Genomic DNA, 24,422 nt, shown 5'->3' on the forward strand with positions numbered 1-24,422 from the left:
CCAAGCCCCTAGGTGCTGGTGCCTGCCAGCGCCCCGAGGAACTCGCTGATGATCGGCCCCTGCGGCTGGTAATCCACCAGAAACGCGTCGTGGCCGGCGCTCGACTCGAGGCTGGCGTACGTAGGCGCGCGGCCCAGGCGCGTGAGCGCGTCGGCGATCAGCTGCGACTCGCCCGGCGGGTATAGCCAGTCGCTGCTGAACGAGAGCAGCAGAAACTCCGAGCGGCTGCGCGCCAGCGCGGCGTCGAGCGAGCCGTAGCGCGCCGGCAGATCCCAGTAGTCCATCGCCTTGGTAATATACAGGTACGAGTTCGCGTCGAAGCGCGCGTTGAAGATCGCGCCCTGGTAGTCGAGGTAGCTCTCGATCGCGAACTCGCGGTCGAGCGAGAACGCCGGGCCGCTGCCGTCTTGAAACGCGCGGCCGAATTTGTGCTCGAGCGCCGGCTCGCTGAGGTAGGTAATATGGCCGATCATGCGCGCAATCGCCAGGCCGTCGGTGGGCGGCTCGCCGCCGTAGTAGTCGCCGCTGCGCCAGCGCGGGTCGCTGACGATCGCACGCCGGCCGATCGCGTTCCACGCCACCGTCTGCGGCGATGAGCGCGCGCTTGTGGCGAGCAGGATGGTGCCGCGCACGCGCTCGGGCAGTGCGGTGGCCCACTCAAGCGCCTGAAAGCCGCCCATCGAGCCGCCGGCCACCGCCAGCAGCTGCGCGATCCCCAGCCGGTCGATCAGCCGGGCCTGGGCGCGCACCATATCGCCGATCGTAATCACCGGAAAGCGCGCGCCGTAGGCCCGGCCGGTGGCTAGGTCGGCGCTGCTGGGGCCGGTGCTGCCCTGGCAGCCGCCGATCACATTCGAGCAGATCACAAAGTAGCGATCGGTGTCGAATGGCCGGCCGGGGCCGACCATCGCGTCCCACCAGCCCGGCTTGGCCGCGCCGGCGTGCCAGCCGGCGGCGTGGGCGTCGCCCGAGAGCGCGTGCAGCAGCAGGATGGCGTTGTCGCGCGCCGCGTTGAGCCGGCCGTATGCCTCGTAGGCCAGCGTGACCGGCGCCAGCTGCGCGCCGCTCTCGAGCACCAGCGGATCGAGCCAGGTCATCGTGCGCCGCTCGACCAGGCCAAGGCCGTCGCTCTGTCGCTCGCGTGTCATAGCGATCATCGTCTCGACTCCACATGTAAGGGCGAAGCATCGCCGGCACAACCTCGGGCTGGCATTCACGGGCGGCGCATCGCCCTTACCTAGTGGCGCCGGCTACACCTGGGCCAGCGCGTGATCCAGGTCGGCGAGGATGTCGTCGATCGTCTCGATGCCGATCGACAGCCGCACGTAGTCGTCGGTCACGCCGGTGATCGCCTGCTCTTCGGGCGACAGCTGGCTGTGGGTGGTGGTGGCAGGGTGAATGGCCAGGCTCTTGGCGTCGCCGATATTCGCCAGGTGCGAGAACAGCTTCAGGCTGTTGATGAACTTGGCGCCGGCCGCGCGCCCGCCCTTGATCCCGAAGCCCAGGATGCCGCTCTGGCCCTTGGGCAGGTACTTCTTGGCCAGCTCGTACGTCGGGTGGCTGGGCAGGCCGGGGTAGTTGACCCAGGCGACCTTGGCGTGCTCTTCGAGGTACTTGGCCACGGCGAGCGCGTTCTGGCTATGGCGCTCCATGCGCAGCGGCAGCGTCTCGATGCCCTGGAGCAGCAGAAAGGCGTTGAACGGGCTGATCGCCGCGCCGATGTCGCGCAGCAGCTGCACGCGCGCCTTGATGATATACGCCAGCGGGCCGAGCGCCTGGGTGTACACCAGGCCGTGGTACGACTCGTCGGGCTCGGTCAGGCCGGGGAAGCGGCCGCTGGCGGCCCAGTCGAACTTGCCGCTGTCGATCAGCAGGCCGCCGATGCTGGTGCCGTGGCCGCCGATGTACTTGGTGGCCGAGTGCACCACAATGTCGGCGCCCCAATCGAACGGCCGCGACAGGTACGGGGTGGCGGTGGTCGAGTCGACGATCACCGGCACGCCGGCCTCGTGCGCGATCGCCGAGATCGCCTCGAGGTTCAGCACGTCGAGCTTCGGGTTGCCGATAAACTCAAGGAAGAACGCCTTGGTGCGCTCGTCGATCGCGCTGCGGAAGCCATCGAGGTCGCGCGCATCGACGAAGCGCGTGGTGATGCCGAGCTTCGGCAGGGTGTGGCGGAACAGGTTGTAGGTGCCGCCATACAGATCCGACGACGAGATGATGTTGTCGCCCGCGCCGGCGATATTCAGGATCGAGAATGTCTCGGCGGCCTGGCCCGAGGCCAGCGCCAGCGCTCCCACGCCGCCCTCGAGCGCGGCAATCCGCTGCTCGAGCACGTCCTGCGTCGGGTTCATGATCCGGGTGTAGATGTTGCCGAATTCCTGCAGGCCGAACAGCCGCGCGGCGTGGTCGGTGTCTTTGAACTGGTACGACGTTGTCTGGTAGATCGGCACCGCGCGCGCGCCGGTGGTCGGGTCGGCCTGCTGGCCGCCGTGCAGCGCCAGCGTCTCGAAGCCGGTGAACGTGATATCGTCCGCCATAGTGGTGTGCCTCCTTGGGCGTTTCGCTAATTGCCAGCAGCGATCTTCCAGCGTGATCGAGAGCGCGGGTGCCAAATGGCCCGGTGAGCGGCGATGGGGCCTCAGCCGGCGATGCACGTGAGCTCGGCGTGATCGTGGCGGCTGGCAGCGAAAAGCCCTCATCGAATAGACGGATGAGGGCCAGCACTAGCTTCAAACAAAACGCCCTTCCAAACAAATTTGGAAGGGGCGTACGTCTGCGTATGCCTCTCATCTTCCAGTCGCGCTGCCGGATTTGGCACCCTAATGATTGAGGTTTGAGCCTTGAGCTTTGAGCCCTGAATAGTTCAGAACTCGCAGCCGAGAACTCAAACGTCTTTCCAGGGTTGCCGAGGTTTCACAGGGCCGGTCCCTCCACCTCTCTGGATAAGAGTCGCGCTCTTCAGTTGTTGCGGCCAATGATAATTGAGTCACGCAATTTTGTCAAGGAGCGCCCATGCCTTGACAGGGCTCGTGCAAGGTCGCTCGACCCCTCCCCCTACCCTCCCCTGTCAGGGGAGGGGCAACACATCGTACGCATGCCTTGACAAAATTACGCAATGCCGGCCCTGTGCCCCGTTTTTCGCACGCGGAAGAGAGGTGCGCTCGAAACACGTTGCGCGAGCCGCGCGCCTTGATAGCGCCGCGCGCGGCTGGTATAATCGCCAGCATCGAACCAACCATCCAAAAGGATCGTTTGTGGCAACAACCGGCCAGTCGCCTTCAGCAGAACCCCGTGGCCCGGCGCGCCCCCGGCGGCGCTGGCTGCCTTTTGCGATCGGGATGCTGATCGGGCTGGCGCTTGGCGGCGCGGCACTGCTGTACATGCAGGCCCGCACCACGCTGCAAAGCATCCAGCAGCCCGATGCCCGCCGTGCGCCCACGCCTACGCCGCGCAGCATTATCCAGCGGATCATTGGCGGCGGCGAGCTTTACCCGACCCAGCCCCCGCTGCCCGACGCGCTGCGCGAGCCGTTCACCACGCTGCTGATCGGCGTGGACACGCGCCCCGACCCCGGCGAGGGCGTGCGCAGCGATACGCTCATCCTGGTGCGCGTCGACCCGGTGGCTAAGTGGGCTGCGATGCTGTCGATCCCGCGCGACTCGGTGACCAGCATTCCGCACCTCGGCCGCGCCAAGATCAACGCGGCCTACTCGCATGGCTACGCTAACGCCGCCGCGCTGTATGGCCCCGGCACCACCCCCGAGGCCGGTGGCGCCGCGCTGGCGGCCGAGGCGATCGAAAATTTCCTGGGCGTCAAGGTCGACTACACCGCCCAGGTCGATTTCCACGGCTTTGCCGCGCTGGTCGACTCGATCGGCGGCGTGCTTGTCGACGTGCCCAAGCCGCTGCTCGACGCCGAGTACCCCACCGACGACTACGGCGTCGAGCGGATCTACATCCCCGCCGGCCTGCAGGTGCTCGACGGCCGGCACGCGCTGATCTACGCCCGCTCGCGCCACGCCAGCACCGATTTCGACCGCAGCCAGCGCCAGCAGCGCGTGCTGCGCGCCGTGCTCGACCAGGTGCGCGCGCGCGGGCTGCTCGACAACATCGCCACGCTGCCGCAGTGGGCCGATGTGCTGGCCCAGAATGTGCGTACCACGCTGCCGATCGGCCAGCTGGGCATGATCAATGGCCTGGCCGGCCTGGCCCGCGAGCTGCATGGCGACCGCGTGCTGCAGTTCAGCATCAACCCGCTCGACGTGGCGATCGACTACGAGGATGGCTCGGATATCTACTGGAACGCCGCCGACGTGGCTACGGTGGTGTCGCGCTGGCGCGCCGGCCCGCAGGCTGCCTCGCAGCGCGGCCGCATCCAGGTGCTCAACGGCGCAGCAGTGGCCGGGATTGCCGGCAAGGTCAGTAGCTACCTGCGCGGCCAGGGCTTTGTGCTGGCCGACCCTGGCCAGGCGCCGCAGGTGTACGAGCACTCGCAGATCATCGACTACACCGGCCAGCCCGAGACGCGCCAGCGCCTGGCGAGCTTGCTCGGCATCGACGCGCGCTACATCCAATCGTCGCCTGCCGCCGATGCGCCGGCCCGGCTCGATCGCGCCGATATTGTTCTGATTGTCGGGCAGGATTACCAGCCGCGCTGGGCCGGCGAGTAGGCTGCGCGCAGGCTGCGCCATTCTCGTGCTGTGCCGAGCTCCGCGGCTGCATTCCGCCGGCCGCTCGAAAGGAGAGCTGCTATGCGGCGATTTCGCTGGCCCGCGCTTGCGGCGCTGTTGCTCGCGCTTCTGGCGGCGCCGCTGCCGGCGCGCGCACTGGGTGGCTGGTCGCCGGCGGCGCCGATGCTCGGGCAGCATACGTTCGGCCGGGCGGTGGCGCTGAACGACGGCCGGGTGCTGGTGATCGGCGGGCAGAACACCGCCGCGACTGAGATCTACGACCCGCGCGCCGATCGCTGGACGGCAGCCGGCGATATCGAGAACAGCTCGGGCGCGGCCGTGCTGCTGGGCGATGGCAGCGTGCTGGCGAGCGGCGGCCGGCCGCTGCTCAGCCCGCACGGCGTGTTCGCCAGCGCGCTGCGCTTCTTCCCCGCCAGCAATAGCTGGCAGCCGGCCGCGCCGATGCTGCGCCCGCGCGCCGGCCACACCCTCACACTGCTGCGCGACGGCCGCGTGCTGGCGGCCGGCGGCGTCGACCAGATCGCTGCGACGGGGATCCGCACGAATAGCACCGAGATCTACGACCCCGCGCGCGACAGCTGGGCCGAGGGGCCGCCCATGCACACGCCGCGCGCCAGCCACACCGCCACATTTCTGGCCGACGGGCGTTTTCTGTTCGTTGGTGGCGACGAGGGCGGCGCCGAGATCTACGACCCCGCCAGCAACAGCTGGCAGGACGCCGCCCCGCCCGCGCGCGCGCGGCAGGCCCACACCGCCACCTGGCTGCCAAACAATACCGTGCTGCTGGTCGGCGATGGCTCGGCCGAGATCTACGACCCCGCCAGCAATCGCTGGCGCGACGCCGGCCCGATGCTGACGCCACGCACCGGCGCCGAGCACAGCGCCACGCTGCTGCCGGGCGGCCAGGTGCTGGTGGCCGGCGGCTGGCAGCAAACCGCCGGCGGCGCCGAGCTGGCGATCCTGGCGGCGGCCGAACTGTACGACTGGCAGCTCGACCGCTGGCTGCCGGCCGCGCCGCTGAGCGCCCCGCGCGCCGGGCACATCGCGATCGTGCTGCCCAGCTTCGCGCTGCTGGTTGCCGGCGGCTACAGCGACGGCGGGCGCGGCCCGCTGCCGGGCGGCGCAAATGGCGTGCACCTGGCCAGCGCCGAGCGCTACGCCGAGTCTGCCGCGCCCGAGCAGTGCTTCGCCGAAACCGGATTCTGCGTGAGCGGGCCGTTTCTGCGCTACTGGCAGGCCCACGGCGGCCTGCCGATCAATGGCTACCCGATCAGCAACGAGTTCGCCGAGGTGCTGGAGGATGGCAACGCCTACATTGTGCAGTACTTCGAGCGTGTGCGCATGGAGTACCACGCCAACAACGCGCCGCCCTACGACATCCTGCTGGGCCAGTTCGGCCGGCGCATTCACCCGGCCGATCCGCCCGCTGCGCCGATCGCCGGGGCGCGCTACTTCGGCGAAACCGGCCACAATCTGCGCGGCGGCTTTTTGCGCTACTGGGAGCGCAACGGCGGCCTGGCGCAGTTTGGCTACCCGCTGAGCGAAACCTTTGCCGAAGCGCTCGAGGATGGCAATACCTACACCGTGCAGTACTTCGAGCGCGCGCGCTTCGAGTACCACCCCGAGAACCGGCCGCCCTACGACATCCTGCTGGGCCAGTTTGGCCGGCGCATCCTGAGGGAACGCTAGCCGCACGTGCGCCGCTTCAGTTTCACGCGTAGCTCGTGTAAATAACACGAGCTACGGGGTGGGGTTCGGGCGGCAAAGCCGCCCCCGAAAACTTCCTTTTGCGCAGGTCGCGGCCACCGCCGTGGCCGCGAACGGCCAAAAAGAGATGATTTGGAGGGCGCAAGCCCTCCAAGGCTCCCGCGCGGGAGGCACCGCGTAAGTAGTGTACATAACATGCAACGAGAAAGAAAGATACACCAAATGACAACAACCAACGACCTGTGGTGGCAGCGCGGGATCATCTACCAGATCTACCCGCGCTCGTTTATGGACAGCGATGGCGATGGCGTGGGCGACCTGCCGGGCATCCTCAGCCGGATCGACTACCTGCACGAGCTGGGCGTCGACGCAATCTGGCTCTCGCCGATCTTTCCCTCGCCAATGGCCGACTTTGGCTACGACGTGGCCGATTACACCGCCATCCACCCGCTGTTCGGCACGCTCGGCGACTTCGATCGGCTGCTGGCGGCGGCGCACGCCCGTGGCATGAAGGTGATGCTCGACTTTGTGCCTAACCACTCCTCCGACGAGCACCCCTGGTTCGTCGAGTCGCGCTCGTCGCGCGAGAACCCCAAGCGCGACTGGTACATCTGGCGCGACCCGGCGCCCGGCGGCGGGCCGCCGAACAACTGGATGAGCTACTTCGGCGGCAGCGCCTGGGAATACGACCCGCCCACCGGCCAGTACTACCTGCACCTGTTCGTCGATAAGCAGCCCGACCTGAACTGGCGCAACCCGGCGGTGCGCGAGGCCATGCTCGGCGCGATGCGCTTCTGGCTCGACCGCGGCGTCGATGGCTTTCGGATCGACGTGATCTGGCTGATGATCAAGGACGACCAGTTCCGCGATAACCCGCCCAACCCCGAGTACCAGCCTAGCCAGCCGCCGCTGAATGCCACCCTGCCGCTGTATACTTCGGATCGGCCCGAAGTACACGAGCTGATCGCGGCCATGCGCCGGCTGCTCGACGCGTACGACGAGCGCATGATGGTCGGCGAGATCTACCTGCCGCTGCACCAGCTGATGATCTACTACGGTACGGCCGACGCGCCCGAGTGCCACCTGCCGTTCAACTTCCAGCTGGTGCTGCTGCCCTGGCAGGCCGCGACGATCGGCGAGGCGATTGCTGCCTACGAGGCGCTGCTGCCGGCCGGCGGCTGGCCCAACTGGGTGCTCGGCAACCACGACCAGCACCGCGTCGCCAGCCGCGTGGGCGAGCGCCAGGCCCGCGTGGCGGCGATGCTGCTGCTGACGCTGCGCGGCACGCCGACGCTGTACTACGGCGACGAGATCGGCATGCACGATGTCGAGATTCCGCCCGACCTAGTGCAGGATCCGCAGGAGAAGGGCGTGCCCGGCTTTGGCCTCGGGCGCGACCCCGAGCGCACGCCGATGCAGTGGAACGCCAGCCCCAATGGCGGCTTCACCCACGGCACGCCATGGCTGCCGCTGGCCGACGATTTTGCCGAGAACAATGTGGCCGCGCAGATCGACAACCCGCGCTCGGTTCTGGCGCTGTACCGCCGGCTGATTGCGCTGCGCCGCGCCACGCCGCCGCTGGCGATCGGCAGCTATGCGCCGCTCGCGGCCGAGGGCGATGTGCTGGCCTACCTGCGCGAGCACGCCGGGCAGCGCGTGCTGGTGGCGCTGAACTTCGGCCCCGAGGCGCGCACGCTGGCTCTGGGCGAGCTGCGCGGCCGGGTGCTGCTTTCTACCCACCTCGACAGCGCCGACGACCCGGTGGGCGATACGCTGGCGCTGCGCCCCGACGAGGGCGTGATCGTGGCGATTGACGCCGGCAGCGCGCCAGACTCCGTTCTGCGCACGAAAGCTTGAGAAGCTTAGAAGCTGTTTGTAAAGGGTGATTTGGAGGGACTTTGTCCCTCCAAGTTTCCACTTTTCTGGCGGGTGGCGGCCACGAATGTGGCCGCCACCCGCCAGAAGGAAGTGCGAGGGGCTATGCCCCTCGCGCACCCCTTTTCAAACAGGCTCTTAGGAGTTGCGCACGTGCGTGATTCGGCTTCCTCAAGCGATGCGTTTTCACCTGCGGCAGCCTTCTGTGCGGTTGTCCGCGCGGAGCGCGGAAAACCGCACATACTACACGAAGGGAGTACCCTATGCCCGAGATCACAACCCAACGCCTGCGCCTGGTGACTTGCTCGGTGGAGGCGGCACAGGCCGCGCTCGACGACCGCGCGGCGCTGGCGGCGCGGCTGGGCGTGCATGTGCCTGGCGACTGGCCTGGCGCTGATCTGCGCGATTTCCTTCCGCTGTACGGCCAGCTTGTCGGCGCCGAGACCGCCGCCCAGGGCTGGGGTATCTGGCTGATGCTGCTGCCGGCCGAGGCCGCGCTGGTGGGCGATATCGGCTTCAAAGGCCCGCCCGACGCTGCCGGCGCCGTCGAGATTGGCTACAGCGTGCTGCCGGCATTCCGGCGGCGCGGCTACGCCGCCGAGGCAGCGCGCGCCCTGGCGGCGTGGGCATTTGCCCAGCCCGGCGTGCAGCGCGTGCTGGCCGAGTGCCTGCACGACAACATTGCCTCGATCGGTGTGCTCGAGCGCATCGGCATGCGCCAGGTTGGGCGCGATAGCGAAAACATCAAATGGTCGCTCGACGCGCCTTCTGTGGTACAATAGCCGCGCAGCTTGTTAAACTATTTTTATACCTTCAGCTTGAATGGCGAAAGAAAGGGCATGACCACCAAATCAACCCTGTCGCTGGTGCACCTGAGCCAGCGGCCGCGCCAGCGCGGCAATGGCCCGCCGCCGCTGCTGATCCTGCTCCACGGCTATGGCAGCAACGAGGCCGACCTGTTCGGGCTAGCGCCCTACCTCGACCCGCGCTTTCTGGTTCTCAGCGTGCGCGCCCCCTACACCCTCATGCACGGCAGCTACGCCTGGTTCGAGCTGGGCTGGACGGCGAGCGGCATCTCGATCGACGCGCGTCAGGCCGAGGCAAGCCGCAAGCTGACCGGCGAGTTCATTCATGCGGCCACGGCCGCCTACGAGGCCGACCCGCGCCGGGTGTATGTGTGCGGCTTCAGCCAGGGCGCGATGCTGGCCTCGAGCATCGCGCTTACGCAGCCCGAGCTGGTGGCCGGGGCGGTGCTCATGAGCGGCCGCGTGCCCGACGAGCTCAAGCCGCTGATCGCACCGGCCGCGCGTCTGGCCGGCAAGCCGTTCCTGGTGGTGCACGGCATCCGCGACACAGTGCTGCCGATCCAGAACGGCCGCGCCAGCCGCGCGATCCTCGAAAAGCTGCCGGTCGAGCTAACCTACCACGAGTACCCCATGGCCCACGAGGTCAGCACCGACAGCCTCGCCGATGTCACAAGCTGGCTGAGCACGCGCTTGAACAGCCCTGCCTGACCTGCGCCGCTGGCATGGGCACTTGCGCAGGTGCGTGGTGATAGTGGTGGTGAGGGTGAGGGTGGTGGTGATGTTGGGGTTCGGGGGCGGCGTTGCCGCCCCCGACCCCCCCCGCGTAACTCGGGTTATTTTAAGGGTGCGCGCGGGGCCTAGCCAGGGTGCCGACAGGGCTCGTGCAACGTCTTTCGACCCCTCCCCTCTCCTGTTACGGAGTGGGGGTATGGGGGGTGAGGGCCGACGTTGCACGAGCCCTTGGGCGCCGCACAAGAAAACACAAGTAATCAAACGGAGTTGGTATAATAAGGCGGCTTCGCGCCACTGCGCTCTCGGCCTGGGCATCGAACCTGTGAAGAGGAGAAAATATGCGCTTGCTCGTATGCGCGCTGATCGCGCTGGCCCTGTGCTGCCTCGCCGGTGTCGCTGGCGCCGCCCCGCGGCTCGCCCCGCCACCGCCCGCCGCAGTGCGCGCCGCTACCCCCGGCCCATGCCACGACGCCACCCTGGCCACCGGCGCGATCACGCGGACCTGCGTGCCCGCTAGCGGCTGGAACGGCGACCTGATCGTGTTCGCGCATGGCTACGCGGCCCCCGGCCAGCCGCTCGCGCCACAGGATCCGTCGTTCAACGGCGCGCCGCTCTCGTCGTCGATCCAGGGCCTCGGCTACGCCTTCGCTACCACCAGCTACCGCCGCAACGGCCTGGCCGTGCTAGAGGGCGCCGCCGACATCCGCGACCTGCTTGGCGCCTTCCCGGCCGCCGCCGGCCAGCCCGCCGCGCACACCTACCTGCTGGGCTTCTCCGAGGGCGCGCTCGTCACCACGCTGCTGGCCGAGCAGTCGCGCACGCTCGTGAGCGGCGCGATCGCGGCGTGCGGGCCGATTGGCGATTTCGAGCGCCAGACCGGGCACTTCGGCGATTTCCGCGTGCTGTTCGATTATTTCTTCCCCGGCAAGCTGCCGGCCAGCCCGGTCAGCATTCCGCAGAGCGTGATCGATACCTGGGCCAGCGCCTACGCCCCGACGATCGCCGCCGCCGTGGCCGCCAATCCCAGCAAGGCCGGCCAGCTGATCGCCACCTCGGGCGCCGCGATAAACAGCGGCGACCCGGCTACGGTCGTCTCGACAACGCTCGATCTGCTGTGGTACAACGTGTTCGCCACCAACGACGCGCGCGGCCAGCTCGGCGGCAACCCCTACGACAACCGCACGCGCGTGTACAGCGGCTCCAGCGACGACACGGCGCTGAACGCTGGCGTGCAGCGCTTCGACGCCGACGCGGCCGCGCTGGCCGCACTGGCGCCCTACCAGACCAGCGGGCGGCCGCAGGTGCCGCTGGTGGTGCTGCACACCACCCTCGACGACGTCGTGCCGTTTGAGCAGTTCACGCTGTACAAGTCCAAGGCGCAGGCCCAGCGCAGCCCGAACGCGACGTTCGTGCCGGTGGAGCGCTATGGCCACTGCCAGTTCAACAGCGGCGAGATCCTGGCGGCGTTCAGCACGCTGGTTCAGCAGGCGCACACGCCGCGCCCGCAGATCTACCTGCCGCTGGCGAAAACATAACCAGGAATACTGGCCGCGCCGCTGCTGCGCGGCTTGTTTGCAACCCCTGGGGCTTCCTTAGGAGGCCCTGCAGTTGCGCTGTTCGGCTTTCCGAAGCCGTGCATATTGCCTGCGGCAGCAAGGTACTTTTTGATTATCGTGTATGCGGTTTTTGCGCCCGCCGCGCGGAAAAACCGCATACCATACACGAAGAGAGTACCGCTCTGCCGAAGGCTGAGCGCGCCAACTGCGTAAGTCCTAAGCTAGTTTACCACCAAGGCACCAAGGCACCAGGCGCTCATACGCTGAAAAAACACCAACACGACATGCTCGATCGTGGTGTCTTCGTGTCTTGGTGGTTGCTTCTCAGACAACCTCTCAGGCGGCCCTGAACAAGCTTCGCGGCGTGCCAAATGTTCCGCCCAAAGCCCGATAGACGCGATCCTCCGCTGTGGTAGAATACTGCCAAGGAATAGCTGACGGAGCAACCAGGCTGTGATGATCGAGCGCACAATCCTCAACGATCTGCCGCTCGCCCTCCTCGATCCCGGAGGGCCACTCGGCGGTGGGAGGCTGTGCGCATGATTCGCTAGCGCGAACTGATCTGCCCCGGCAGCGGGCGCATCACACAGCCTTCCCACGCGGGAAGGTTTTTTGTTGCCTGCGGTGCGTTTGTGCCTGGCAGCACGAGCACACTGTTCTTAGGATTTACGCAGTTGCATTGTTCGGCATCTCAATGCGGCACATTTGCCTGCGGCAGCATGGTACTCAGCCATTTGTGTGCGGTATTTCCGCGCGAAGCGCGGAAATACCGCACACAGATACAGAAGCAAGTACCGCTCTGCCGAAGGCCAAGCGCGCCAGCTGCGTAACATACGTTCAGCTGTTCGCGCGAACCGCGAGCAGCTGGTAACCAAAGCAATCACACTGGAGAATACTTCCATGCGTACCAAGAAAGAAACACGCTCCCTTCTCCCTGGCGTGCGCCGCCTGCTGCGGCTGCTGGCCAATACGCACCCGCTGGTCGTTGCCGTTTCGCCAACCAGGGAGCAGATCCATGAGCGAGGAGTATACCCCCACCGAGATTGAGGCGCGCTGGCAGCAGCGCTGGGCCGCCGAGCGCCGCGGCGTGGTCGATCTGGACCACGCCGCGCGCCGGTTCTATAACCTGATGGAGTTCCCTTACCCCAGCGGTGAGGGCCTGCACGTCGGCCACGTGTTTAGCTTCGGCGGCGCCGATACCTACGGCCGTTTCATGCGCCGGCGTGGCTACGATGTCTTTCAGCCGATCGGCTTCGACGCCTTCGGCATCCACTCCGAAAACTACGCGCTGAAGATCGGCGCGCACCCCCGCGACCTGACTCCGCGCGCCGTCGCGCGCTTCCGCCAGCAGCTGCGCCGCCTGGGCGCGGCCTTCGACTGGAGCCGCGAGGTCGATACCACCGACCCGCGCTACTACCGCTGGACCCAGTGGATCTTCACGCGGCTGTTCCGCGCCGGCCTGGCCTACCGCGCCGAGGCGAGCGTGAACTGGTGCCCGGCCTGCAAGACTGTGCTGGCCAACGAGCAGGTGATCGACGGCCGCTGCGAGCGCTGCGATACGCCCATGGCCCAGCGCCAGATGACCCAGTGGTTCTTCCGGATCACGCGCTACGCCGACCGGCTGCTGGATTTCGGCCAGGTCGATTTTTCGCCTGCGGTGGTCAAGCGCCAGCAAGCCTGGATCGGCCGCAGCGCGGGCGCCGAGGTCGACTTCGCGGTTGCAGGTTCGAGCGTTGGAACGTCGGCGGGTTTGCCTGCGTTTTCCGGCGTTGCTGCGGTGCGCGGCGATGAGAACATGCAATCTTCAAACGATGTCATCACGGTCTTCACCACCCGCCCCGATACGATCTTCGGCGCGACGTTCGTGGCGCTGGCGCCCGAGCACCCGCTGGTGGCCGGCATTGTCGCGGCGGGCGGGCCGCATGCCGAAGCCGTGCGCGCCTGCGCCGAGGCGGCGCGTGGCCGGCTCGAGCTGGAGCGCCAGCAGGGCCAGCCGCAGGGCGTGTTCAGCGGGCTGTACGCGCACAACCCCGCCAACGGCGCGCGCCTGCCGGTGTGGCTGGCCGACTACGTGCTGGCGAGCTATGGCACCGGCGCGATCATGGGCGTGCCGGCCCACGACGAGCGCGACCGGCGTTTCGCCGAGCAGTATGGCCTGATGCCGGCGAGCGCCGAGCAGGTACCTGCGGGCGGCCCCGAACACCAGGAGCAGGGCGACCTGGCGACGCTGACCGCGAGCTGGCAGGCGCCCGGCGCCGCCCGCCCGGCGGTGCGCTATCGGCTGCGCGATTGGCTGATCAGCCGCCAGCGCTACTGGGGCCCGCCGATCCCGGTCGTCTACTGCGCGCGCTGCGGTACGCTGCCCGTGCCCGACGACCAGCTGCCGGTGATGCTGCCGCCGCTGGAGCACTTCCGCCCGACCGGCGCGGGCGTGTCGCCGCTGGCCACCGCTGCCGGGTGGGCCAATACCACGTGCCCGCAGTGCGGCGGCCCGGCCACGCGCGAGACCGACGTGTCGGACAATTTTCTGGACAGCGCCTGGTATTTCATGCGCTACCTGTCGAGCGAGCGCGACGACGTGCCGTGGGACGGCGCGCGTGCGCGCGCCTGGCTGCCGGTGGATATGTACACCGGCGGCCCCGAGCACGCGACCATGCACCACCTGTACGCGCGCTTCGTGGCTATGGCCCTGCACGACCTGGGGCTGTCGCCGGTGGCCGAGCCGTTCGCGCGCCTGCGGCTGCACGGCACGATCACCAAAGGCGGCCGCAAGATGAGCAAGTCGCGCGGCAATGTGGTGAACCCCGACGAGTACATCGCGCGCTACGGCGCCGACGCAACGCGCATGGCGCTGCTGTTCCTGGGGCCGTTCGACGAAGACGCTGACTTCAGCGATCGCGGCGTGGCCGGCATGGTGCGCTTCCTGGGGCGCGTGTGGGCGCTGTGCATCAGCGACGGCGGGCGGGCGGCTAATGCCGAGGGCAACCGCGCCGACCCGCCCGCGTTCGCCGTTCGCCGCTCGGCGTGTGTCAGGCGCGTAACCGAGGCGCTTGAGCAGCGCAGCTTCCACACCGCAATCGCCGCGCTGATGGAGTACGCCAACTGGCTGCGCGGCGTGGGCGCGGCCGACCCGGCCGCGTATGCCGAGGCGCGGCGCACGCTGGTGCTGCTGCTGGCGCCGTTCGGGCCGCATATCGCCGAGGAGCTGTGGGCGCGGCTGGGCGGCGCCGGCTCGGTGCACGACCAGCCCTGGCCCGCGGCCGGCGATGTCGCCGAGCAGTCGATCGAGCTGCCGGTGCAGGTGAACGGACGGTTGCGCGAGCGCATTCGCGTGCCCGCCGGCGCCGACGAGCCCGCCGTGCGCGCGGCGGCGCTGGCCGCCCCCAGAGTCGTCGCGGCGATTGAGGGCCGCACAGTGCAGCGGGTGATCATCGCGCCCGGCCGCATGATCAACATCGTCACCGCGTAGGCGCGGCCCCGGCCGGGCGGCTGCAAGCGGCCGCCTGGCCGGCGTTGCCCTGGGCACGTGGGAACCATTGGGCTGCCGGCGGCGTCCTTCCCCTAACAAAGAAGGAGGCCAACCCATGCAAACCCAACCGAACCCTCGCAGCCGGCGCTACGTTGTCGCGGCCCTCGCGGCGGTGATTATACTGGGCCTGGGCTACTGGCTGCTCGCGCCCTGGCTGTCGAGCGCGGCCGCGCCCGAGATTGAAGGCGTCACCTGGCAGCTGGTGAGCGTGAACGGCCAGCCGGCGGTGCCGGGCAGCCACGCGACGGTCGCATTCAACGGTGGGAAAGTCGGCGGCAGCGGCGGTGTCAACCAGTTTGGCGGCAGCTACCGCGCCAGCGGCGGCAGCCTGGCGATCACCGATCTCGCCTCGACAATGATGGCCAGCGCCGACGCGGCGCTCAACCAGCAGGAGGAAGCGGTGCTGAGCATTCTGCAGGGCCAGAGCACCTACCGCGTCAGCGGCGGGCAGCTCGAGCTGCGCTCGGCCGCCGGCACGCTGATCTTCCGGGCGTAATACCAAATTCGATGGTACTTTTTCATCTTCTTGTATGCGGTTTTTCCGCACTCCGCGCGGAAAAACCGCATACGATTAGTAGATACATTACCGCTCTGCCGAAGGTTGAAGGCGCCAACTGCGTAAGTCATATTGTGTTGCATCGCGTGGCGAAACCACGCGGTGCAGCGCTACAGGCTGTACAGCTCGGCGAACTTGCCGCGCAGGTAGCGAATATATGGCGCAAAGCTCAGTGGGCCGCCGGTAGCGCGCTGCACCAGCTCGGGCGCGGTGAATGTCCGCCCGTGGCGGTAGATGTTCTCCTTCAGCCAGCCGTGCAGCGTGCCGAACTCGCCCTGGGCGATCTCGGCCGGGATGCCGGGGTGCGCGCGCGTGGCGGCGTCGTAGAACTGCGCGCTCAGAATATTGCCGATTGTGTAGCCCTGGAACACCCCGCCGATCCGCCCGCCGTACCAGTGCACATCTTGGAGCACGCCGTCGCGGTCGTCGGGCGGCGCCACCCCCAGATCCGACTCCATACGCTCGTGCCAGGCGTCCGGCAGGTCGCGCACGCGCATGCTGCCCTCGAGCAGCGCGAGCTCGAAGTCGAAGCGCAGCATCACATGCAGGTTATACGTCACCTCGTCGGCGTCGACGCGGATGAGCGAGCGCTGCACTTTGTTGATCGCGCGGTAGAACGTGTCGAGTGATACCTCACCAAGCTGCTGCGCGAAGCTCTGCTGCAGCTGCGGGTAGAAGTGCTGCCAGAAGCTGCGGCTGCGGCCGACGATATTCTCCCACAGCCGCGACTGGCTCTCGTGCACCCCCGACGACGTGCCGTTCGCCAGCGGTGTGCCCTCGAACGCGGGGTTGATGCCCTGCTCGTACATGGCGTGGCCAGATTCGTGCAGCGTGCTGAACAGCCCATCGCCGAGGTCGTGCTCGTTGAAGCGCGTGGTGATGCGCACGTCGCCGATCGAGAACTTGGTCATGTACGGGTGCAGGGTTTTATCCTGGCGGCCGCGGCTGAAGTCGTAGCCGTAGCGCTTGATCACCGCCTCGCCAAACGCGCGCTGCTGGTCTTCGGGGTAGCGCAGCTTCAGGCAGCTCTCGTCGGCCGGCGGCTGCGCGGTGATCGCCTGCACCAGCGGCACCAGCTGGTCGCGCAGCTCGCGAAACAGCGCCCGCACCGACGCCGCCTGCATGCCTTGGTCGGATTCGTCGATCAGTGGGTCGGCGATGTGCTCGTAGCCGGGGAAGAACTCGGCGTAGCGCCGGCTGAGATCGAGCGTCTTCTCGAGCATGGGCGCCACTGCGTTGAAGTCGTTGGCCGGGCGCGCCCGCGCCCACGCCTCGTATGAGGCCGCCGCGTGGGTGTACAGCTCGGTCAGAAACGCGGCCGGCACCTTGATCGCGCGCTCGTAGTCGTGCTGCACCACGCGCAGCAGGCTGGCCTCGGCCGAGTCATACGGCTGGCTGGCCTCGAATGGGCGCAGGTCGTCGAGCAGCCGGCCAATCGCGTCGTCGGTAAACTTCTCGTGCGCTACGCGCGCCAGGGTCGCCAGCTGGCGTCCACGCGCCTCCGCACCGCCCGGCGGCATGTAGGTTGTCTGATCCCAGTTCAGCAGCGCGGCGGCGGCCTCAAGATCGTTGATCTCGCGCAGCCGCGTCTGCAGCTCCTCAAATTTTGGTTCCACGGCGACCTCCTTACTGTTACGCGCCGCGACAGTGTACCACGTTTCTGCTCTCCCAGAGCCGCCTAGCAGGCAGGTTGCCCACCGGCCCGCGCTAGGCGGCTTCGGCGGCGCGCGCGCGCAGGCTCGCCAGCAGAAACGCGTCGATCTGGCCGCCCTGCAGCACTGCTCCAACATCGGCCACGCGCGCGCCGGTGCGTGGGTCGCGCACCGAGCGGTGGCGGCCGCTGCTGGTGTAGATGCGCGCCAGCGCCCCGTCGTCGTCGGCTGTGTCGCCGGCAAGTGCCAGCTGCGCCAGCGCCCCGTACAGCTCGGCCGGGTCGTCGTCGGGCACGCCCTGCGCCGGCAGCACCGTCACGCGCGCCAGGTCGCGCTGGCGGTCTTCGGCTGGCCCGCTGAGCAGCTTGTGCAGGCCAGCCTCGCCGCGCAAGAACTCGTACACATTGCTGCCGCGCACATACAGCGTTGCGGTGCCGCGCGGCCGCGCCCCTGCGCCCTCGGGCGCCAGGATGGTGTACTCGTGGCCTTTGTGCGCGGCCCAGGCGCTATACATTGCCAGCAGCTGGTCGGCCCAGGCGTCGCTGGCGCGCCCCAGCGGCGCGATCTTCAGCAGCGCCTGGTCGTGGCCGCTGCCCGCGCCCGCGCCGGCCAGCTCCATGCGCACATACGCCAGCTCGGCCTCCAATGTGTCGAGGTCGCGCGCAAGCTCGGGGATGCCGCGCCGGTCGCGGCGGATGCGGATCTGGCGGCCTTTCTCTTCGAGATACTCGGCGCGCTCGGCAAGCTCGTCGAAGCGCTTGAGCACGCGCTCGAGGTGGTACACCCGGCCCAGCACCTCGCGCGCGGCCTGCGGCGCGTCCCAGAAGCTCGGCTCGCCGGTGCGCCGCAGCAGCGCCGAAACCTCGCGGCGCAGGCCGCGCACCACCGGCCCGGCGGCCTCGTCGGCGGCTTGCGCGCGCAGCTCGCGCACCGCGCGCAGCACTGCGGCCAGGTCGGTCTCGATCCGCGCGTCGGCCGCGCGCGCCGCAGGCGTCTCGGCCGGCTCGTCGGCGACCTCGAGCGACACCAGGCTCAGCTGGATCTGGCCCTCGCGCACGCCAAAGCGCAGCAGCTGGCCGGCGCCGGGGTTGTGCTCCACCACCAGCCGCGCCAGCGGCAAGATCACCAGCCGCTCGATCTCGCGCTGCAGCGGCCGCGCGCCGTACAGCGGGTGGAAGCCCTGTGCCAGCAGGCGCTCGATCACCGCGTCGTCGATCTCGACCAGCAGGTTGCGCCGCACCACGCCCTCGCGCATCAGCAGCTTGCCCAGCTCGCGCCGGGTGATCAGCCGCATGGCTGCGAGCGTTAGCGGCCGGAACGCGACGATCCGGTCGATCCGGTTGAAGAACTCTGGCCGGAAAAACTGCTCGGCCTCTTTGGTAAAGTGCGCACGCAGCCGCGCATCGTCGCTGGCCTGCCCGTCGCGCCCGTTCGCCGCGAAGCCGATGTCGTGCATCTCGCGGCGGCTCGCCCCCAGGTTCGAGGTCATGATAATGATCGCGTTGCGGAAGTCGGCCGTCCGCCCGGCGGCGTCGGTCAGCCGGCCCTCGCCCAGCACCTGCAGCAGCGCGTCGAATACGTCGGAGTGGGCTTTCTCAAGCTCGTCGAACAGCAGCACGCAGAACGGCTGCTCGCGCACCCGGCGCGCCAGCTCGCCGGCGCTGTCGGGCTTCCAGGCCGTGCCAATCAGCCGTGGCAGTGCGTCAGGCCCGGCGTACTCGCTCATATCGAAGCGGATCAGCCGGTCGCGCGCGCCAAACAGAAATTCCGCCAGCACTTTGGCCAGCTCGGTCTTGCCCACGCCGGTCGGGCCGACGAAAAAGAAGCTGCCCAGCGGCTTGGCCGGGTCGTGCAGGCCGGCTTTGATCACCGTGATCAGGTCGACCATGGCGGCTACCGCGTCGGGCTGGCCCAGCAGCCGCTCGTCGAAGTACGCCCGCACCTCGTCCGCGCGCATGCCCTGCTCGTCCGACACAATGAACGCCGGCAGGCCGGTGGCGCGCGCGAACGCGCGAATGGCCGCGTCGCGGCCGAGCCGGGCGCCGGGCTGCTGGGCCGCGTCGCGCGCGAGGTCGGCCAGAAAGCGCACAGCCTTGCCGGGAAAGGCGCGGTAGGGCATGAAGCGGCGCGTCAGGCTCAGCGCGGCGGCGGTGGCATCCGGCTCGATCGCCACGCCGTGGGCGGCTTCCAGGCGGCGCGCGGCGGCATGCGCGATCGCCAGCGTGTCGGCCTCGTCGGTCTCGCCTACGTCAACGCGGCGGAAGGCGTGCATAAAGCTCGGCTCGACCTTCACCCCGGCGTCGAAGCCCTCGGGCGCGCACTCGCAGATGATCGTCAGCTCGCCGCTCTCGATATATGGCCGCAGAAACCGGCCCATGTTGTTGTCGCTGCCGCTCCAGCGCCCGGCGTCGAGGATCTCGTTCGGGTCGGCCATGTACAGGATCTGCCGCCCGCGCCGCGCCTGCTGAACCAGCTTCTGCGCTCGCCCCTGCCACTCGCCGGTGTATTTCATGCCGGCGATCAGGTTGTTGGCGGTTACGAACCACACCTCGCGATCGCGCAGCGCCGGCGGCACGCTGCCGGCGCGGATACGCTCGACCACCTCGTGCAAGATCGCGGTTTTGCCCACGTCGGCGCGGCCTACCAGCACGACGCTGCTCATGCGCTCGCCCGCCAGCGCGGTGAGCACGTGCTCCACTAGCGTGTCGCGGCGGTCGGCGCGGCCAAGCTTGCCGCGCCCGGCCTGCTCGCTCAGGTTCAGCCCGCACAGCGCCAGTACCTGCTCGCCGCCGGGCGGCCCGCTCGGCTCGGCCGGCGCGGGCGCGTCGGGCAGCTCGATCGTCAGCGTCGCCAGCGTCTCTTCGCCGTCCAGGTCGGCCGCAACGATCGCTGGCGAGCGCCACTTGCGCATGTGGTGCAGCAGCGCGGCGCGTGCCAGTTCCTCGATCTGCTCGGCTGCCGGCGCTACCACGTGAAAGTCGGCGATGCGCGGGGCGGTGATCAGCAGGTGGCCCGCGCCGCCGCGCCGCGCGTCGGTCACCAGCACGTTCACGCTGATCGCGATCGGCGGCTGCGGGCCGCCGCCCTTTGGCGAAACCTCAAGCGCGATCGGCCGCAGATCCTGGCGCTCGTGAAATGGGTAGCGCCCAACCGCGCGCGGTCCGGCGCTGGCCAGGTGTGCGCTGAGCTGGGCCGCGATGTCGCGAATGGCTTCGTCACGGGTGGCGGCGTAGGCCGCGAGCGCTGGCGCCGCTGGCACCAGGATCGTCCAGGCGCCGCCGCTGTGCTGCTGGACGAACAGGCGAAATCGTAGCTGCATTGTTGGTTGTGTGCGATTCAGGCGGGGCGCTCGGCAGGGGCGCGCCCCGATGCCCCATAAGTAAGAACGCGCAGCGATGCTAAATTAACAGGGCTTAGGCGGTGTCCTCCCGCGCGGGAGGTTTGGTTTGCGCCGGTTCGGGCCAGATGCTATACTCCACCTGCGTGAACCATCCTTCGCAATCTGCAATCGACAAGAGGCTGCATGTCCGCTCATAAGAAGCGCTGGGTGCTGCGCGACCCGGCCCCGGCCGATTTCCTCGCCACGATGCGTGATCGCCCTGCCGTGGTGGCGACGCTCCTGTACCAGCGCGATCTGCGCAGCCAGGCCAGCATCGCGTCGTTCCTCTCCTCCGACTACAAGAGCGGCCTGCACGACCCGTTTCTGCTCAAGGGCATGGACGCCGCCGCCCGCCGCGTGGCCGCCGCGATCGCCGAGTCCGAGCCGATCGCCGTCTACGGCGACTTCGACACCGACGGCGTCACGGCGGTGACGCTGCTCATGCAGGCGATCGGCGCTATGGGCGGCGATATTCGCCCCTACATCCCGCACCGCCTGCGCGAAGGCTATGGCCTCAACATCGAGGCGATCGACCAGCTGGCCGCCGAGGGCGTGCGCGTACTGATCACCGTCGACTGCGGCATCAGCAATCTGCGCGAGGTTGCCCACGCCAACGCCCACGGCATCGACGTGATCGTCACCGACCACCATACCCCGCCTGATACGCTGCCCGATGCCTATGCCGTTGTGAATCCCAAGCAGCCCGGCTGCGCCTACCCCTACAAGCAGCTGGTCGGCGTCGGCATTGCCTATAAGCTGGTGCAGGCGCTCGCTCGCCTGGGGGTGAAAATGCCGCTGCGCGGGCGCGACCTGCTCGACGTGGTCGCGCTCGGCACCGTCACCGATATGGGGCCGCTGAACGGCGAGAACCGCGTGCTGGTGCGCGCCGGCCTCGAGTCGATCAATGCCAGCCAGCGCCCCGGCCTCAAGGCGCTGGTCGTCGCCGCTGGCCTGGTGCAGGGCAAGATCACCTCTACCGACATCAGCTTCATGCTCGGCCCGCGCCTCAATGCCGCCGGCCGCCTCGACGACGCGGTGCTGGCGTACCAGCTGCTGCTGGCCGACGATTTCAGCGCCGCGCAGCAGCTGGCCGAGCGCCTCAACCAGGCGAATCGCCAGCGCCAGGAGCTTACCAAGCAGATCCAGCAGTCCGCACGCCAGCAGGCCACCGACCAGAGCAAGCACGAGAACCGGATTATCGTGCTCGACAACGCCGAGTACCCAGCCGGGCTGGTCGGCCTGGTCGCCGCGCGCCTGGTCGAAGAGCTTGGCCGCCCGGTGCTGATGCTCGAGCGCGGCGAGGAAGTGTCGCGCGGCTCGGCGCGCTCGGTGCCCGGCTTTAATATCTTCGAGGCGCTCACCAGCTGCGAGGATCTGTTCGTGCGCTATGGCGGCCACTCCGCTGCCGCGGGCTTCACCATCGCCACCGCGAACCTGCCCGCCCTCGAGCAGCGCCTGCTGGCATATGCCGACGCGCACCTCCCCGACGACCTGCTGACGCCCGCGCTCGAGATCGACGCCGAGGTGCCGCTGGGCCAGCTCAGCTGGGAGCTGCTGGCGCAGATCGCGGTGCTCGAGCCGTTCGGCCAGGCCAATCCACAGCCGGTGCTGCTCAGCCGCCATGTGCACGTGGCCGGCGCATGGCCGCGCGGCGCCGAAGGCCAGCACCTCAAGCTGCGCATCGACGACGGCGCCGGCGGCCCGGCCTACGAGGCGATCGCCTTTCGGCTCGGCAAGCTCGCGCACTACTTCGAGCGCCACCCCTGGCTTGATATCGCCTATACCCTCGAGGCTCACGAGTGGAACGGCACGCGCTCGCTCCAGCTGAATGTCAAGGATCTCCGCCGCGCCCAGTGAATCAGGCTGCATTGTAATCAATAATTTATGCCTGCGCGCCCGGCTTCTGCTATGATGGCGATCGGAGGACGATCGCGGGCATGAGCGCCCGCGTTCGAGTGTGCTCTGATTCGAGCAGACTAGCGAGGAGACGACTATGCGCGATGCGGCGACACAGACCGAGCGCGAGCGAGCTTTTGCCAGCGCTGCGATGATACTGCGCGCGCTGGCCGAGGGGGCGCTGCTCGTCGATACCGCCGGTACGCTGCGCCAGATCAATGCTGCCGCTGCCACCTTGCTGGCGGTCGACGCCGACACCGTGCTCGACCGGCCTGTCGCCGGGCTGCCCGGCGGCGCGCTCTTCGCCGGGGTGGGCGGCGCCGCTGCCGGCGCGTTTGAGTGCGCCGGGCGGCCGCTGGGGTTTCGTCGCCAGCCGCTGCTGAGCGACGACGATCGCGGGCAGGTGGTTGGCGAGCTGATCCTGCTGAACGATCTCGCCAGCGAGCTGGCCGAGCATCGCCGCCAGTACGATTACCTCTGCCGCGCATTGCACGATGTGCGCGTGCCGCTGCAGGCGATCGGCGGCGCGGCCGAGGGGCTGATGCGCGGCTGGTTTGGCCCGCTGAACGACGAGCAGCGCGAGTTCGCCGGCATGATCAAGGAGAACGCCAACCACCAGGGCCAGCTGTTCTCGCAGATCTACGACGCCTACGCGCTCACGAATGGCTTTGTGCAGATCTACCCCGAGCCGATCAGCATCGACGGGGTTATTCACGAGGTCGAGCACGAGCTTGCTGGCCGGTTTGCAGCCCGGCCACTGAGCTTCGCCGTCGAGCTTGCAGGCGGCCTGCCGCTCATCCAGGCCGACCGCCAGCGCTTGCGCCAGGTCGTGCTGTTGCTGCTCGAAAACGCCCTGCGCTACACTTTCCCCGGTGGCGCCGTAACGCTGCGGGCCGTGGCGCACGCGGATGGCGTGCGCGTCGACGTGGCCGACACAGGCGTGGGTATTCGCGCCGCCGAGCATCCCCAGATCTTCACGCCATTCTTTCGCGGCGAAAATCCACTGAAGGAAGGCCGCTACGGCGGCCTGAGCCTGCCGATCGTACGGCAGATTGTGCTACTGCACGGCGGCCAGATCTGGTTCGAGAGCGTCGAGGGCCAGGGCAGCACCTTCAGCTTCTCGCTGCCTGCGGCAGCTTAGCCATGGCTCATACCAAATTCGCTTGATAACTTACACTTTGGTGGGGGTTTGGGGGCGGCGATGCCGCCCCATTCACCTTCTTGTGCGGCGCCCGGCAAAGCCGGGCTTTACTGAAAAACACAAGTAATCAAACGGAGTTGGTATTAGCCCAGCACGAGTAGCACCATGCCCGCCGCCACCAGCGGCACGCTCAGGTTGTCGGTGCCGTGCGGCGATATCGCCTCCGCTGCGGTGGCCGTGCCGGCTCCCAGCAGCGTTGCCGCGAGCGCGCGCCCTGCCCCCGGCGTCGCCGCGAGCGGGCTGAGCGCCGAGCCGGGCATCCGCGTCAGCACCAGCCATATCGCCACGGCCGTGGCCGCGAACATCGCCACCGAGCCCTCCCATGAGCGTGTGCTGCGGCCGACCGTGTAGCGGTGCCAGCCGTAGCGCTGGCCAACCAGCGCGGCCAGCGCGTCGCCCCAGGTCATGGCCATCGCGCCGGCCACGGCGATCGGCGCCCGGTCTAGCGGCCCCTGCGGGCGCCACAGCAGCCCGAACAGCAGCGTGATCGCCAGCGCGAAATACACCGTGCCGGGCGTGCTGTTCTCGCTGTCCATCGAGCCGAACATGCGGTAGCGGTAAAACAGGTAGTTGCCGCCGATAAACGTCGCGAATGGCAGAACCCCCCACTGCCAGTGATCGAAGAGTGCCAGTACGCCGAACACCCACATGCCGGCGCCGATGTGCACTAGCTTGCGCGTCAGCTCTTGCGGCACGCTCAGCAGGCGGCGCAGCGCTTCGGCCAGCGCGATCAGGCCGATCGCGTAGGCGTACGAGGCTGCCAGGCCAATCACGTCGTTTGTTGTCATACCCTGCTTTGTGTTTCAGGCGCGAAGTAGCGCGGGCATACGGCCGGCACT

General features: G+C 68.4%; 15 protein-coding genes and 1 riboswitch. Of the genes, 10 read left to right on the top strand and 5 right to left on the bottom strand.

What is annotated here, in order from left to right:
* Positions 1-8 precede the first annotated feature (8 nt).
* Together U0177_RS06260 and U0177_RS06265 are read right to left on the bottom strand one after the other, a co-directional pair.
* Positions 9-1,148, bottom strand: a complete 1,140-nt coding sequence (locus U0177_RS06260; protein WP_409569749.1) for a homoserine O-acetyltransferase — start codon at positions 1,146-1,148, stop codon at positions 9-11.
* 102 nt (positions 1,149-1,250) lie between these two features.
* Positions 1,251-2,540 (bottom strand): homocysteine synthase, encoded by a 1,290-nt coding sequence (locus U0177_RS06265; protein ID WP_409569750.1) that lies wholly within the window; start codon positions 2,538-2,540, stop codon positions 1,251-1,253.
* Positions 2,541-2,786: 246 nt separating this feature from the next.
* A riboswitch (SAM riboswitch) is annotated at positions 2,787-2,952 on the bottom strand.
* A gap of 305 nt (positions 2,953-3,257) precedes the next feature.
* Between U0177_RS06265 and U0177_RS06270 the strand changes: the two genes are divergently transcribed.
* From U0177_RS06270 to U0177_RS06305, 8 genes are all read left to right on the top strand, one after another.
* Positions 3,258-4,673 (top strand): LCP family protein, encoded by a 1,416-nt coding sequence (locus U0177_RS06270; RefSeq protein ID WP_409569751.1) that lies wholly within the window; start codon positions 3,258-3,260, stop codon positions 4,671-4,673.
* A gap of 81 nt (positions 4,674-4,754) precedes the next feature.
* On the top strand, positions 4,755-6,383 hold the full coding sequence (locus tag U0177_RS06275; protein WP_409569752.1) for a Kelch repeat-containing protein: 1,629 nt from the start codon (positions 4,755-4,757) through the stop codon (positions 6,381-6,383).
* 240 nt (positions 6,384-6,623) lie between these two features.
* Positions 6,624-8,258, top strand: coding sequence for an alpha-amylase family glycosyl hydrolase (locus tag U0177_RS06280; protein ID WP_409569753.1), 1,635 nt, complete (start codon positions 6,624-6,626; stop codon positions 8,256-8,258).
* A 281-nt stretch (positions 8,259-8,539) separates the two neighbouring features.
* Positions 8,540-9,058: a GNAT family N-acetyltransferase gene (locus tag U0177_RS06285; protein WP_409569754.1), complete on the top strand. Its 519-nt coding sequence runs from the start codon at positions 8,540-8,542 to the stop codon at positions 9,056-9,058.
* A 57-nt stretch (positions 9,059-9,115) separates the two neighbouring features.
* A complete protein-coding gene (locus U0177_RS06290) occupies positions 9,116-9,790 on the top strand; it encodes an alpha/beta hydrolase (RefSeq protein WP_409569755.1) in 675 nt (224 codons plus the stop codon).
* Between the two features lie 362 nt (positions 9,791-10,152).
* Positions 10,153-11,349, top strand: a complete 1,197-nt coding sequence (locus tag U0177_RS06295) for a hypothetical protein (protein WP_409569756.1) — start codon at positions 10,153-10,155, stop codon at positions 11,347-11,349.
* A gap of 1,036 nt (positions 11,350-12,385) precedes the next feature.
* Positions 12,386-14,839, top strand: coding sequence for a leucine--tRNA ligase (leuS, locus tag U0177_RS06300; RefSeq protein ID WP_409569757.1), 2,454 nt, complete (start codon positions 12,386-12,388; stop codon positions 14,837-14,839).
* 115 nt (positions 14,840-14,954) lie between these two features.
* Entirely contained in the window at positions 14,955-15,395 is a 441-nt protein-coding gene (locus tag U0177_RS06305) for an META domain-containing protein (protein ID WP_409569758.1), read from the top strand.
* A gap of 170 nt (positions 15,396-15,565) precedes the next feature.
* Here U0177_RS06305 and U0177_RS06310 read toward each other — a convergent pair whose 3' ends face one another.
* Both U0177_RS06310 and U0177_RS06315 read right to left on the bottom strand, forming a co-directional pair.
* On the bottom strand, positions 15,566-17,071 hold the full coding sequence (locus tag U0177_RS06310) for a carboxypeptidase M32 (protein ID WP_409569759.1): 1,506 nt from the start codon (positions 17,069-17,071) through the stop codon (positions 15,566-15,568).
* A 91-nt stretch (positions 17,072-17,162) separates the two neighbouring features.
* Positions 17,163-20,426 (bottom strand): AAA family ATPase, encoded by a 3,264-nt coding sequence (locus tag U0177_RS06315; RefSeq protein ID WP_409569760.1) that lies wholly within the window; start codon positions 20,424-20,426, stop codon positions 17,163-17,165.
* Positions 20,427-20,630: 204 nt separating this feature from the next.
* Here U0177_RS06315 and recJ point away from each other — a divergent pair, with 204 nt between their 5' ends.
* Positions 20,631-22,343 (top strand): single-stranded-DNA-specific exonuclease RecJ, encoded by a 1,713-nt coding sequence (gene recJ / locus U0177_RS06320; RefSeq protein ID WP_409569761.1) that lies wholly within the window; start codon positions 20,631-20,633, stop codon positions 22,341-22,343.
* Positions 22,344-22,479: 136 nt separating this feature from the next.
* Positions 22,480-23,523, top strand: coding sequence for a sensor histidine kinase (locus U0177_RS06325; protein WP_409569762.1), 1,044 nt, complete (start codon positions 22,480-22,482; stop codon positions 23,521-23,523).
* Positions 23,524-23,666: 143 nt separating this feature from the next.
* On the opposite strand, the gene U0177_RS06330 is transcribed toward U0177_RS06325, so the two are convergent.
* Complete coding sequence (locus tag U0177_RS06330; RefSeq protein WP_409569763.1) at positions 23,667-24,371, bottom strand: diacylglycerol/polyprenol kinase family protein; 705 nt, start codon at positions 24,369-24,371, stop codon at positions 23,667-23,669.
* Positions 24,372-24,422 lie beyond the last annotated feature (51 nt).

The sequence above is a fragment of the Kouleothrix sp. genome (genome assembly GCF_046328425.1).
Classification (GTDB): Bacteria; Chloroflexota; Chloroflexia; order Chloroflexales; family Roseiflexaceae; genus Kouleothrix.

What these genes read in the sequence shown, in the direction of transcription:
- U0177_RS06260 (WP_409569749.1), bottom strand. Translation starts at nt 1,148, where the DNA reads ATGACACGCGAGCGACAGAGCGACGGCCTTGGCCTGGTCGAGCGGCGC.
- U0177_RS06265 (WP_409569750.1), bottom strand. Translation starts at nt 2,540, where the DNA reads ATGGCGGACGATATCACGTTCACCGGCTTCGAGACGCTGGCGCTGCAC.
- U0177_RS06275 (WP_409569752.1), top strand. Translation starts at nt 4,755, where the DNA reads ATGCGGCGATTTCGCTGGCCCGCGCTTGCGGCGCTGTTGCTCGCGCTT.
- U0177_RS06280 (WP_409569753.1), top strand. Translation starts at nt 6,624, where the DNA reads ATGACAACAACCAACGACCTGTGGTGGCAGCGCGGGATCATCTACCAG.
- U0177_RS06285 (WP_409569754.1), top strand. Translation starts at nt 8,540, where the DNA reads ATGCCCGAGATCACAACCCAACGCCTGCGCCTGGTGACTTGCTCGGTG.
- U0177_RS06290 (WP_409569755.1), top strand. Translation starts at nt 9,116, where the DNA reads ATGACCACCAAATCAACCCTGTCGCTGGTGCACCTGAGCCAGCGGCCG.
- U0177_RS06295 (WP_409569756.1), top strand. Translation starts at nt 10,153, where the DNA reads ATGCGCTTGCTCGTATGCGCGCTGATCGCGCTGGCCCTGTGCTGCCTC.
- leuS (WP_409569757.1), top strand. Translation starts at nt 12,386, where the DNA reads ATGAGCGAGGAGTATACCCCCACCGAGATTGAGGCGCGCTGGCAGCAG.
- U0177_RS06305 (WP_409569758.1), top strand. Translation starts at nt 14,955, where the DNA reads ATGCAAACCCAACCGAACCCTCGCAGCCGGCGCTACGTTGTCGCGGCC.
- U0177_RS06315 (WP_409569760.1), bottom strand. Translation starts at nt 20,426, where the DNA reads ATGCAGCTACGATTTCGCCTGTTCGTCCAGCAGCACAGCGGCGGCGCC.
- recJ (WP_409569761.1), top strand. Translation starts at nt 20,631, where the DNA reads ATGTCCGCTCATAAGAAGCGCTGGGTGCTGCGCGACCCGGCCCCGGCC.
- U0177_RS06325 (WP_409569762.1), top strand. Translation starts at nt 22,480, where the DNA reads ATGCGCGATGCGGCGACACAGACCGAGCGCGAGCGAGCTTTTGCCAGC.
- U0177_RS06330 (WP_409569763.1), bottom strand. Translation starts at nt 24,371, where the DNA reads ATGACAACAAACGACGTGATTGGCCTGGCAGCCTCGTACGCCTACGCG.